Source organism: Aquipseudomonas ullengensis (assembly GCF_014174475.1).
In the GTDB taxonomy this organism is placed as follows: Bacteria; Pseudomonadota; Gammaproteobacteria; order Pseudomonadales; family Pseudomonadaceae; genus Aquipseudomonas; species Aquipseudomonas ullengensis.
The window spans coordinates 977017-989241 of the sequence record NZ_JACJUD010000001.1 but is presented as its reverse complement, the minus strand read 5'-3'; the positions used below and the strand labels follow the sequence as shown (position 1 = coordinate 989241).

The window sequence follows — 12225 nt, the reverse complement described above, 5'->3', positions numbered from 1 at the left end:
CTCATCCCTGATTGGATTGCGCGGGGGCCGGAGCGACCTCGGCCGCCTGATACGGCTGCAGCACCGTGCGCCGTTCTTCGTGCAGCACCCAGCTGAAGCCGGCATACAGCAGGCCGAGGCCGGCGAGCGTGGCGATAGCCAGCAGCCAGCCCGGCACGATGCGCACCAGGCGTCGGCGCCCTTCCTTGAGGCCCTGCCAGTGCGGTGACAGCTCGCGGGGAATATCCCCGCGCAGCTGGCGGATCTGCCGGTACAGGCTGTCGCGGATCGCCTCCAGTTCGAGCAGGCCGCGCGGCAGCACGCGGTACTTGCCCTCGAAACCGAGCGACAGGCAGATGTACATCAGCTCGAGCATGGCCAGGTGCTTCACCGGGTTGCGCGACAGGTGCTCGAGCAGCTGGAAGAACTTCTCGCCGCCGAAGGTTTCGTTGTGAAAGCTCGACAGCAGGCTCATCTGCGACCAGGCGCTCTCGTTGCCCCAGGGGGTGGTCACCACCGCTTCATCGACCACCGTACACAGCACGTAGCGCGCGGCCATCACCTGGCCGCCCTCGGCGCCTTCCTGCAGGGCGCGGTGCTCGAACAGCTTGATTGCCACGCTGAGGCGTTCGTTGAGCGCCTGGAAATTCTCCGCGCTGGCGCTGTTCTTCAACCGCACCACTTCCGAGAGCAGCAGCGCGCTGGCGGCCACCAGCGGGTTGAAGCTGATGTTGAAGACTTCAGCCGGGCGCATGCGCGCGGCATACACCATGCGTTCCTCGAGCTGTTCCATGGGCGGTGCGGCGAAGTCGGTCAGCGGGCTGCGCGCCGCGCCGGCAGTCTGGCGGTTGAGGACGACGGTCTTGTCCTGTGCTTCCTTGATCATGTTCAGCTCCTGATCGCCCAGAATTTCAGCTCAAGCCCGGAGAAGTCCCCGGACACGTGGAAGGCAAACCCGCCCGAGCTTTCCAGCTGCGCCAGCTCTTCCGAACCGAGCTCCAGGGCGAAATAGGTCTTGTCCGAGTGGAAGGGAATCTGCCGTGGCGCCACCGGCAGCGGCCGTACCTTGATCCCTGGCAGGTGCAGGTTGACCAGCTGGCGGATGCGCTCCACTGCGCCGATCTTCAGGTGCGCCGGCAGGCGCTTGCGCAGCTCCTCGGCGTCGCATTGGGCGCTGGCGGCGAGGATGAAGTCGGCGCTGGTCAGCAGCTTGTGATCCTGCAGCGGCGAGACCTGGATGCCGTACTGGCGCTGTTGCAGGGGCAGCTCGATGGCGTGCTGTTCGAGCACCATCGACAGCACCTGGCGCAGCGCATCCATCAGCTTGCGGAAGCTGCCGGCCTGGTCGTTGTGCAGGTAGCGGCTGTCCAGGCGCGGGCGCTTGTGGTCACTGGCGAAGGTCGCCAGCTCGCCGAGCAGGCCCACCAGTTCGCGGTAGATCAGCTCCGGGTGCAGCTGCTCCAGGCTCAGGCAGTGGCGCAGCTGCGGCTCGTAGCGGTTGACCAGTTGCAGCATGAGGAAGTCGCCGACTTCGGTATTGCCCAGCTTGCCGGCGGCCCGCACCCGCTCGGCGAGAATGTCGCCGCGGTGGCCAAGCATGCTGATCACTTCCTTGAGGTAGGCCAGCAGGGTGCTGGAGGCCTGCAGGTGGAGGAAGGTCGGGCTGAAGTCCGGGTCGAGGGCGATCACCCCGTCCGGGCTGGTGTCGAGGATTTCCGCCACCTTGAGTTTGACGAAGGCCTGGTCGGTTTGCTGTTCGCCGAGCAGCAGGCGGAAGTCCGGGCGCCCGCAACTGACCTGGCTGGCGGCGCTGTCGCCGGCATTCGAGTCGGTGACTTCCAGCTCGTGGGCGCGGTAGCGGGCGAGCACGTCCTGCTGTTCGCTGCGGCGGCTCTCGATGTGGTTGCCGGTGACCAGCGGCAGGGCCAGGTAAACCGGGGTCGCCGAGGTGTTCGGCGGCACGTCGAGGGCCAGCGGTTCGCGCGCGGCGTCGATCTCGAACAGGCTGCCGTCGGGCAGCACGCCGCTGGCCTGGCTCAGCACCAGCTTGCCCATGCCGAGGAACTGGCGGTCCACTTCCAGGCTGAAGAAGCCCCAGGGATAGACCTGCAGCAGGCGCGTGCGCGCCTTGAGCTGGTGTTCGTAGTAGCGATCACTCTGTTGAAAATGCTGCGGGCGCAGGAGCATCCCTTCTTGCCAGACCACTTTGAGCATCTCCATGTGCTCAGTCCTCGGCCTGGTCGTGGGTCAGCGCTTGCAGGCCGTGCTCGTCGAGGCGCACGCCGGCCTGGTTGATCCGGCCTTCCTGCAGCGACACGACAAAACGCCAGCTGGCCTCCGGCAGGTCGCGGTAGGCGGCAACCACCCCGACGTAGCGGCTGCCGGGCTGCACCGCGAGCTTGAGTTCGCGGGTCTCGCCGGGGCGCACTTCCAGTTCCTCGAAGCTGACCAGATCCGGCATCAGCGATTCCTTGGGGCGCTGGTAGAGGGAGAAGAAGTCGGCGTTGTTGAACGACGAGGGATTCTTCAGTTCCAGCAGGCGCACCACGATCGGCGAGGGGCGGCCCTTGAGGTCGGGGTTGAGGCGGTCGCTGGCGATCAGGCTGAGGTCGAGCTTGGTCTTGTCCGAGTAAGGCGACAGGCTGGAGCAGCCGCTGAGGGCGGCGAGCAGGGTCAACAGGCTAAGGCTGATAAGGCGGCGCATGGCATTCATCCTTGAAAGTTGCTATCGAGCGTGGCGATCAGGCGCACCTGCTCTTCGTAGGTCTTGGCGAAGTCGCGGGCGAACAGCCGTTCGCTCCAGTCGTCATCCTTTTCCAGCGCCTGGTAATGCCGCTGGTAGGCGCGCCAGCGGCTGGCGGCGGTGGCCAGCAGCGGTTTGCGCTGCTGCTCGAAACGCAGGCACAGCTGCACCGGGGCGAACTGCTCGAACAGGCTGGCGACGGCGCTGCGACTGGCGGCGAACAGCGCCACCTGGTGTGCCTGCAGATCGCGGTAGGCGCGGCCCAGCGCCTGTTCAGCAGGCACTTGGCCGGGCTTGTTGCCGCGCAGCAGGACGTTGAGCGCTTCACTGGCATCGGCGCTGTGCTTGAGCGGGTTGTTGCCGGCGTTTTGTACGGTGGTCAGGGCCAGGCGCAATTCATTCTTCAATTCGCCACGGGTGCGCAGGCTCTGCTGCAGACCGCCGATGCTTTGTTTCAGCAGGCGCGCGGCATGCAGCGCGAGGGCTTCGCGGGCGGCTTCGTCTAGGTCGTCCAGCGGTACGCCGAGGGCGTCGCCGAAGCGCTGCCAGAACACCGTGCTCTGTGGCTCGCCGGCCGGCTGCGGCACAACCTTGGCGGCTTCGACCCGCACCGCGCTGGGCTCGGCAACCAGCTCGGGCAGCAGCAGGCTTTGCATGTCGATGCGCGCGTATTCGCTGCGCGCGAACTGCTCCTCGGGCTCCTGCACCAGGCCGGCGAATTCGTCCAGCGTGCTGTAGCCGCGCGGGCGCTGTTCGAGGGCGGCAATCGGGTCGAGGTCGAGAAAGGCGTCATCCGGGATGATGCTGCCGGCCGGTTGGCTGCGGCCGATCTGTTCCTCGAACTGCGCCGGGTCCTGCAGCAGGCGCGCGCGGATTTCCACCTCGCCCAGGCAGTACACGCTGCCATGCTCAATGCGCTGCGGTTCGCCCTTGCGCAGGCTGGCGCCGCTGTCCTTGAGCTGAATGCCGTTGCTGCTGGTGTCGGTCAGGTAGAAGTGGCCGTCGCGGTAGCTGACCTGGGCGTGCCGGCTGGAGAGGATGCGTTTGCTGTCGGGGATCGGCCAGTCGCAATCTTCGCCCCGGCCGATCACCCCGCCGGTTTTCTTGAAGCTCTTGCTGGTCAGCAGGCCGGGAGCAAATTGCTGGGCGCTGACGACGTCGAATACCAGTTCCATTGGTCTGTGCTCCTTGGCGTTACGGGGCGCGTTGTTCGGCTTGCGGATCACCCAGCGGGCGGTAGTCGTCGTCGCTGGATTTGTAGTTGCCGGCGCAGCCGCTCACGCCGAGCAGGATGGCCAGCAGGCCGAGGGTGACAAGGTGGGACATCGGGCGTTCTCCACGGGTGGCAATGGGGGAATGGGTTGGCATGGGTGCGGGCTCAGACGTCGGCCGGGCTGATGTTCAGCCGGTCCATGCGGTACAGCAGCGTGCGTCGCGGCAGGCCCAGTTCGCGGGCGGCCTGGCTCTGGTTGCCGCGGTTCTTGCGCAGGCAGTCGAGCAGCAGGTTGCGTTCGACCCGCTCCAGGCGCTCGCGCAGGTTCATGCAGCCGTCATCGGTCTGGCAGTCGGCCTGGCGCAGGTTGAAATGCTCGGGTAGCAGCTCGCCGCCCTCGCACAGCAGCACGGCGCGCTCCACCAGGCCTTTGAGTTCGCGCACGTTGCCGGGGAAGGCGTAGCTGGCCAGGTGGGTGAGGGTGGCGTCGGCCCAGCGGCACGGGTCGCGCTGCAGGAAGGCGCTGGCCTTGGCGGCGAAGTGACGGGCCAGCTGGAGGATGTCCTCGTCGCGTGCGCGCAGTGGGGGCAGTTCGATGGGGAAGTGCGACAGGCGATAGAACAGGTCTTCGCGAAAGCGTCCCTGCTCGACCAGGCTGCGCAGGTCGCGGTGGGTGGCGGCGATGATGCGCACGTCGACCTTATGGGTGGCGGTGCTGCCCAGTGGGCGCACTTCGCCTTCCTGCAGCACCCGCAGCAGCTTGGCCTGCAGGGACAGCGGCATGTCGCCGATCTCGTCGAGGAACAGGGTGCCGCCGTCGGCCGCATCGAACAGGCCCTTGCGGTCGCGCTCGGCGCCGGTGAAGGCGCCCTTGCGGTAGCCGAACAGCTCGCTCTCCAGCAGGTTTTCCGGCAGCGAGGCGCAGTTCTGCACGATGAACGCCTGGCTGCGGCGGAAGCCGCAGTCATGGATAGCGCGGGCGACCAGTTCCTTGCCGGTACCGGTCTCGCCGGTGAGCAGCACGCTGACCGGGTTGTGCAGCACCTTGCCGAGCAGCTGGTAGAGCGCCCGCATGCTCGGGCTGTTGCCGATCAGGCCGTAGCCGCTGCTTGGCATGCTCGCTGGCGAGGGGCTGGGCGCGCTGGTTTGCGGGGCGCGCAGGCGCTGCAGCAGCTGGTGCTGGGTCAGGGCGAACGTACCGAGGCTGGCCAGCGAGCCGGCGAAACCCTCCAGCTCGCGAGCATTGTGACTGGCGATCAGCAACAGGCCGCCCACCGTGCCCTGGTCATCCTGCAATGGCAGGCACAGCAGGCTGCGCCAGGGTGTTTCGCTGGCCGGCAGAAAGCTGGTTTCGTGCAGGTTGTGGTCGAGGTTGGCCAGGTTCAGGTGGCGGTTCTGGCACAGGCAGTACTGCAGCAGCTGCTCGCCGTTGTAGTCGCTGGGCAGGCTGGCGGTGTGTTGGGGTTGAGCCTGGCCATCCAGCCATTCGGCGGCCAGGGTCAGGCAGGTGTGGGTGCTGTCGAGCAGGTACAACTGGCTCAAGGCACAAGCGCTGAGCTGGGCGGCGGCCTGCACCAGGCTGCTGGGCAGGCCGTCGGCATTGGCCAGCCGCGACAGGCGGGTGAACTGCGCCAGCAGGGCTTCGGCATAGACCAGCGGCTGGGCGATCTGCTCCAGCATCTGCGGTGGTTCAGGCAGGCGTTCAGGCGAATTCACAGACCAGCGCTCCTTCACCGTCGAGGGTGGCGTGCACCTGGTGCAGGCTTTCGCCGCTGGCCATGGCGTCCAGCAGGCGGTCGGCGATCTGCGGCAGCAGGTGTTGCTCCAGCAACTGGTCGATCAGCCGGGCGCCGCTGTCGCTGTGCTGGCAGCGCGCGGCCAACTGGGCGAGCAGCGCCGGGCTGTGGCTGAAGCCCAGTTGGCGCCGCGCCAGGCGCTCGCCGAGGCGGGCCAGCTTGAGCGCCACCAGTTCCTCGAGCACGCTGCCGGCCACCGGGTAGTAAGGCACCACGCGCATGCGTGCGAGCAGCGCCGGCTTGAAGTGGCGGCTCAGGGCCGGGCGGATGGCTTGCTCCAGTACTTCGGCGGCCGGGCGTTGCTCATCGCTGCAGAGCTGGGCGATCTGCTCGCTGGCCAGGTTGCTGGTCATCAGGATCAGGCAGTTGCGGAAGTTGATCGCGCGGCCTTCGCCGTCGTTGGCCACGCCCTTGTCGAAGATCTGGTAGAAGACGTTCATCACCTCCGGGTCTGCCTTCTCCACCTCGTCGAGGAGGATCACCGAGTAGGGCTTCTGTCGTACCGCCTCGGTGAGCATGCCGCCCTCGCCGTAGCCGACGTAGCCGGGCGGCGCGCCGATCAGCCGCGACACCGTGTGCTTCTCCTGGAACTCGGCCATGTTGATGGTGGTGAGGAAGCGCTCGCCGCCGTACAGCAGGTCGGCCAGGGCCAGGGCGGTCTCGGTCTTGCCGACGCCGCTGGGGCCGACCAGGAGGAACACGCCGACCGGCGCATCGTCCTTGTTCAGCCCGGCGGCGCTGGCGCGCATGGCGCGGTCGAGGGCCACCACGGCCTGCTCCTGGCCGCGCACGCGCTGGCGCAGGTCATGGGCGAAGCCGGCCACCTTGGCACTGTGTTCGCGGGCCAGTTGGCTCAGCGGCACACCGGTCCAGTGGCTGATCACCTCGGCCACCAGGCGCGGGCAGACTTCGTGGCTGACCAGGCGCTCGGCGGCCTGGGCGGCGGCCAGCTCTGCCTGGATCGCACGCAGCTCGGCTTCCAGCTCGGCCAGGTCCGGCAGCGGCTCATCGCTGGTTTCGGTTTGCGGCAGGCGCGCGGCAGCGCATTGCCGGCGCAGGAGCAGCAGGCGTTCGGCGAGTTGGCGCTGCTCGCTCCAGCGCGCGTCGAGCTGCTGCAGTTCGCCGGCAGCTTCGCGCAGACGACTTTCCAGCTGCTCCAGGGCTTCGCCGTCGACTTGCAGGCCGGCGTCCAGGTCGCGGCGCAGGGCTTCGCGCTGGCGCTGGCCTTCGGCGATCTCGCCACGCAGGCGCTCCACGGCTTCCGGGGCGGCGGCCAGGCTGATGCGTACCCGTGCGCAGGCAGTGTCGAGCACGTCGACCGCCTTGTCCGGCAGCTGGCGGCCGGCCAGGTAGCGCGCCGACAGTTCGGCGGCGGCCACCACCGCATCGTCACGCAGGTAGATGCCGTGGCTCTGCTCGTACACCGGGGCCAGGCCACGGAGGATGGTCACGGCTTCCTGAACCGTCGGCTCGTGCAGCTGCACCGGTTGGAAACGCCGGGCCAGGGCCGGGTCCTTCTCGAAGTACTTCTTGTATTCGCTCCAAGTGGTGGCAGCGATGGTGCGCAGCTCGCCACGCGCCAGGGCCGGCTTGAGCAGGTTGGCGGCGTCCGAGCCACCAGCCTGGCCGCCGGCGCCGATCAGGGTATGGGCCTCGTCGATAAACAGGATGATCGGCTTGGCCGCGCCCTTCACTTCGTCGATCACTCCCTGCAGGCGCCGCTCGAACTCGCCTTTGACGCTGGCGCCGGCCTGCAGCAGGCCCATGTCCAGGCACAGCAGCTCTACGCCCTTGAGCACTTCCGGCACTTCGCCGCTGGCGATGCGCAGGGCCAAGCCTTCGACTATGGCGGTCTTGCCGACGCCGGCCTCGCCGACCACGATCGGGTTGTTTTTGCGCCGGCGGGCGAGGATATCGATCATCTGGCGGATCGCCGCGTCGCGGCACAGCACCGGGTCGAGCTTGCCGTCGCGGGCCTGCTGGGTGAAGTTGTGGGTGAAGCGTTGCAGGTTGGACTCACCGGGCGCAGCGGCTTTGCCGGCAACAGCCTGCGGCTGCTGGCTGAGGGCGAAATCGCGTAGGCGTTCGGCGTCGATCTTGGCCAGCAACGGCTGGTAGTGGCTGCCGGCATAGCGCATCGGGTTGCGCAGCAGGGCGAGGATCAGCGCGGCCTGCTCCACCTGGCTCTGGCCCAGCTCCAGGTTGGCCACCAGCAGGGCGTCCTGCAGCCACTGCACCAGCTCGGCGGAGAACACCGGGTTGCGCGAGGCGCTGTGTTCGCCGCGTGGCTGCAGAGCGCTGGCCAGTTCACCGGCGTCCACTTCGGCATCCTGCAGGGCGCGGGCCAGCAGGCCCTGCGGGCGCTCGAGCAGGCCGAGCAGCAGGTCTTCCACCAGGATCTTGTTGCCACCGCGTTGCAGGCAGCGCTCGGCGGCGCCTTCGAGGTCGCGGCGGGTGTCGGCGTCCAGTGCCTGCACCAGTTGTTGCAGATCGACGTTGATCATTTCATCAGTCCTTTAATGAATGCGGCTGCCAATGGTGACCATGCCGTCGGCCCGTTCATGGCCAAGCCAGCTGGTCCAGCCGAGGTGGCAGGGGTTGTCGGCGCCGATGCGCAGCTCGCGGATTTCCTCATGGCGCAGGGCCAGGCGGATGTCGTAGTCGAGCGGGTCGCGCAGGGTGAAGCGCACCAGCGCGCAGAGCGGCTGGTAGCCCGTGCCGATCGGCAAGAATTCGTGGAAGCGATCCCAGCTGAGCTGGCGGATATGAATGCTGAACTTGCCGCCGCGGTCGCGTACTGACTCGCCCAGTACCAGGCTTTCGCCCAATTGGCTGTTGGCCAGGCCGAGGCGGTTGCGCTGCTCGTCGATGATCTCGACGCGACGCTCGACGCACTGCTCGATGCGCAGGTCGGCGTGTTTGAAGTAGTAACGCAGCACCGACTCGACCAGTGCCGCCGAGTGGGCGCGCAGGCTGAGCAGGCCGAGGTAGGGCAGCAGACGCTTCCAGTTGAGCTCCGAGGCGGCGCGGATCTGTTCGCCACCGAGGCCGATCAGGGCGAACAGCTGGTTGGAGAACTGGTCGCTGGCGCCATGCTGGAAGCGTGCGTAGTAGCGGTACTTCTGCCAGATCGGCAGGAGCAGGCGCTGCAGGCGGTCGTTGAACAGGTCGAGAAATTCACGGGTCGGGTTACCGTCCGGGTTGTCGCCCAGCGCCTGCTCGCCATAGAAGGCCGGCAGCGGCGAACCGGCGCCGAACAGGCTGACCAGGTTGATACGCAGCTGCGCGCGCAGCTCGCCCTGCTCCTCGAAGAACTGCACGCGATCGACGTCGCTGCCGGGGAAGCCCAGGCTGGGGTTGGCCTGGAATTCCAGGCGCTCGTACAGCTGCTCCTCATCCAGTTCGGGATGGGCTGTGCGCAAACGGTCCAGTACCAGCAGCACACCCTGGAACAGGCTGTACTCGCGGATGCCAGAGCTGAGCTTGCTCAAAGCAGGGGCTGCTGCCCCATGCGCGGCGTCCATCGGTACACCTCTCCTTGTGTGCTGTGTACGCGCAGCTCGTGGTACGAGTTGAGGCTGGCGTAGAGGGCGAAAAATTCATTGAGCACCGAGGCGAACAGGAACAGGTCCCCTTCGCCCAGGTAACCGTCCGGGTTCATGCTCAGCTCGGTACGCACACCGCGCACCGGCAGGCCGCGGTGCAGGCGGTCGACGTGCTGGTGGCGGATCGACTGCAGGCCGCCGAGCAGGCGCTTGCTGACCTTTTCCGCGTGCTGGTCGTAGTAGCGCGGCAGGTCGTAGGTCTCGAGGATCACCTTGAGCGCCTCGACGTCGGCCAGCGACAGGTAGTTCAGCGACATGTTGCTGATCAGCTTCCACAGGTAGTCGCGGTGCAGCGGTGGCGCGTAGCTCGGCGTCACCGCGCTGATGTTGCGGAAGGTGAGGAACTCCGGGGTGTCTTCGCTGGGCAGGCAGATATCGCCCAGGCCCAGCTGGCGCGGCAGGTTCTGGTTGGTGCAGGTCAGCTCGATGGACAGGGTTTCTTGCTGGTCCTGCTGGCGCATGCCGAAGCTCAGCCAGGTTTCCAGGCCATCGCCGAGCATCGACGGCTGCTGGCGCACGCTGTAGTGCGGGCGCGCCTTGGCCACGTCGAAGCTGGCGTCGTGCTCGAACGACTCGAACGGCACGTACTCCTCGTAGCCCATGCCGCCGGGCTTCCAGCCGGTCACCCGATCCACCGAGAACACCGCGCAGTGGCGCGTCTCGAATTCGGCCGGCAGCAGCAGGTACTGGTCCTGCTTGCCGTCCAGGCGGATCGGGATGGCGTCGTGAGCGAACAGGTTGACCACCGGCGTGCAGTACAGGCGCACGTTGTCCAGGGTCGGGCGGATGCGCTGCAGGCCGGTCTTCTGGATATCGAAGCGCAGCTCCAGGCCGCGGGCACGTTCCAGCAGCTCGGCCGGCTGGCGCTTGAGCAGGTCGAGGCCCTTGAGCTCGACGAACAAAAACTTGTCCTGGAAGGCGAAGTATTCCTGCAGGTGGCGGTAGCCGCGAAAGGTGTTCAGCGGGTAGGGCACCAGCGCTTCGTCTTCGGCGAAGCCCACCGCCTCGACCTTGTCGGCACCCAGGGCGAAGCCCGGCAGCGGCTGGTCGTAGGCATCCTTGAGCGGCTTGCCCTCGCCATCCAGCAACACCAGCTGGATGCCGCCGAGGTGACGCAGCAGGCCGAGGTAGAGCAGCTGGCTGATATAGCGCTCGCCAGCCAGGTGCAGGCGCAGTTTGCTCAGCTCGACTTCGCCGAGGTGGCCATCGGCGCTCATCGCCAGGCGCAGGCTGAGCAGGGCGCCGTCGCCCTTTACCGAGTAGTCCAGGCCATTCAGCGCCAGCGGCAGCACCTCGCAGGCGAAGGCGGTGCGAAAACGGCAGGTCACGCCCTCGATGGCCTTGGCCTCCACCGGCGTATGCCGGGGCACGGCGATGGCCGGCCCGGGACGCTTGAGCGGGTCGAACTGCAACATGCTGAAGGCCGGCAGCGGGCGCATGTAGTTGGGCCACAGCAGGTGCATCAGCGAATGGGTCAGCTCCGGCAGCTCGTCGTCGAGCTTCTGCCGCAGGCGCCCGGTGAGAAAGGCGAAGCCCTCCAGCAGGCGCTCGACATCCGGGTCACGCCCCGCCTGGCCGAGAAACGGCGCCAGCGCCGGGCTGCGCTCGGCAAAGCGCTTGCCCAGTTGGCGCAGGGCGGTGAGTTCGCTCTGGTAGTGGTGGTTGAAGGACATTAGTGGGCCTGCTCCATGGCCGACTCGATACAGCTCCAGAAATCCTCGACGGCCTCTTCTTCGGAGATGGCAATGTGTTCCGGTTGCAGCATCAGCCGTGGCAGTTGCAGCGGCGTCGACGAGCACCAGTGCATGTTCATCCACGTGCAATGGCGGGTGTGATAGCCGGGTGCGCTGATCGACAGCGTGGTCCCGCAGCGCGGCGCATCGGCCAGCAGGGCGTACAGGCGATAGTCGTTGTGCTCGGCAAAGGCAAAGCGGCCCTCGGCATCGCTGACCGTTTCGTAGGCCCAGGATTCGTCGCTGCCGATATCCATCTCGACCTTGGCGCCCGCCACTGCCTGCCCTGTTGCGGCAGACAGCACGCGACCCTCGATGGCCGGGTTCCGGGTTACCGAGTGCGGGTAGGGCACGCAGGCGCTCATGGCCAGCGCGATACCGCAGCAGGCGCTTAGCTGGGTCAGCGAGTGGGCGGCGTTGGCCATCATCAGTTCGCGCATCAACCGCCGGTCCCGATCACTACCGTCCCCGACCCCGCCACCACCACATTGCCGTGGTTGCCCACGGTGCCGATGGTGGTCGCCGGTTTGCCGTTGATCAGCACCGTCGGGATCACATTGCCGACCAGGGCGCCGCCGCAGGCCGAGGCATCGCCCATGCGCGCGGCCGGTTTGCCATCGAACAGTACGTCGGGCGAGCCGGCGGCGATCGGGTTGGTGCCGTGGCCCGGAAGCGGGCAGGCAGTGGGGTCGCCCAGGCGGGCGGCGGGTTTACCGGACATCCATGCTCTCCTATGAACAGGCCCTTACCTGACCTTCACTTGCCCGCTGCCATCCAGCTGCGCGGCAAAACTTACGGGGCGTTTGACGCCGTCGATCTCCAGCTGGCCTTCGATGGCGAAGGCCAGGCTCAGCGGATCGTGGTCGCGGGGCAGTGACACCACGCGCACCTGGGTCAAACGCGGTTCGTACGCCTCGATGAAGCGTTCGATGGCGATACGCGCCTGTTGCAAGGCATCGTGCAGCGACAGGCGCATATCGTTGAGATCGGGCAACCCGTAGTCGGGCAGCGTTTGCACGCTGCCCGCCCGGGTGCTGAGCATCTTCGCCAGGTGGGCAGCCACCGAGGCCATGGCGGACACCTCATGGCTCCAGCCGGCGCGTTTGCCGGCTTCGCCACCCAGGCGCTCGAACAGGCTGCCGTAACTCATGGCGAG

11 protein-coding genes and 1 pseudogene are annotated in these 12225 nt (G+C 67.2%); all 12 read right to left on the bottom strand.

Annotation, left to right across the window (positions count from 1 at the left end):
* Window position 1: 1 nt before the first annotated feature.
* On the bottom strand, window positions 2–865 hold the full coding sequence (gene icmH / locus H3H51_RS04440) for a type IVB secretion system protein IcmH/DotU (protein ID WP_183087795.1): 864 nt from the start codon (window positions 863–865) through the stop codon (window positions 2–4).
* Between the two features lie 2 nt (window positions 866–867).
* The gene (tssK, locus tag H3H51_RS04435) at window positions 868–2199 is read right to left on the bottom strand and encodes a type VI secretion system baseplate subunit TssK (protein WP_183087794.1); all 1332 of its coding nucleotides are present in this window, start codon (window positions 2197–2199) and stop codon (window positions 868–870) included.
* A gap of 4 nt (window positions 2200–2203) precedes the next feature.
* Window positions 2204–2683, bottom strand: coding sequence for a type VI secretion system lipoprotein TssJ (gene tssJ, locus H3H51_RS04430; RefSeq protein ID WP_183087793.1), 480 nt, complete (start codon window positions 2681–2683; stop codon window positions 2204–2206).
* Between the two features lie 5 nt (window positions 2684–2688).
* Entirely contained in the window at window positions 2689–3897 is a 1209-nt protein-coding gene (gene tagH / locus H3H51_RS04425) for a type VI secretion system-associated FHA domain protein TagH (RefSeq protein WP_183087792.1), read from the bottom strand.
* A gap of 19 nt (window positions 3898–3916) precedes the next feature.
* Window positions 3917–4048, bottom strand: coding sequence for a type VI secretion protein (locus H3H51_RS04420; RefSeq protein ID WP_183087791.1), 132 nt, complete (start codon window positions 4046–4048; stop codon window positions 3917–3919).
* Window positions 4049–4100: 52 nt separating this feature from the next.
* Complete coding sequence (locus tag H3H51_RS04415; RefSeq protein WP_183088035.1) at window positions 4101–5615, bottom strand: sigma-54-dependent Fis family transcriptional regulator; 1515 nt, start codon at window positions 5613–5615, stop codon at window positions 4101–4103.
* A 22-nt stretch (window positions 5616–5637) separates the two neighbouring features.
* Window positions 5638–8235, bottom strand: a complete 2598-nt coding sequence (tssH, locus tag H3H51_RS04410; RefSeq protein WP_183087790.1) for a type VI secretion system ATPase TssH — start codon at window positions 8233–8235, stop codon at window positions 5638–5640.
* Window positions 8236–8247: 12 nt separating this feature from the next.
* Window positions 8248–9255, bottom strand: coding sequence for a type VI secretion system baseplate subunit TssG (gene tssG, locus H3H51_RS04405; protein WP_183087789.1), 1008 nt, complete (start codon window positions 9253–9255; stop codon window positions 8248–8250).
* Window positions 9219–11009, bottom strand: a complete 1791-nt coding sequence (gene tssF, locus H3H51_RS04400; protein ID WP_183087788.1) for a type VI secretion system baseplate subunit TssF — start codon at window positions 11007–11009, stop codon at window positions 9219–9221. Before tssF ends, tssG begins: the two co-directional genes overlap by 37 nt.
* Entirely contained in the window at window positions 11009–11509 is a 501-nt protein-coding gene (locus H3H51_RS04395) for a carboxypeptidase-like regulatory domain-containing protein (RefSeq protein ID WP_183087787.1), read from the bottom strand. The genes tssF and H3H51_RS04395 overlap by 1 nt, the downstream gene beginning before the upstream one ends.
* Window positions 11510–11514: 5 nt before the next feature.
* Window positions 11515–11790: pseudogene (locus tag H3H51_RS04390) on the bottom strand (PAAR domain-containing protein); the annotation flags it as partial.
* A gap of 24 nt (window positions 11791–11814) precedes the next feature.
* A complete protein-coding gene (tssE, locus tag H3H51_RS04385) occupies window positions 11815–12219 on the bottom strand; it encodes a type VI secretion system baseplate subunit TssE (protein ID WP_160492129.1) in 405 nt (134 codons plus the stop codon).
* Window positions 12220–12225 lie beyond the last annotated feature (6 nt).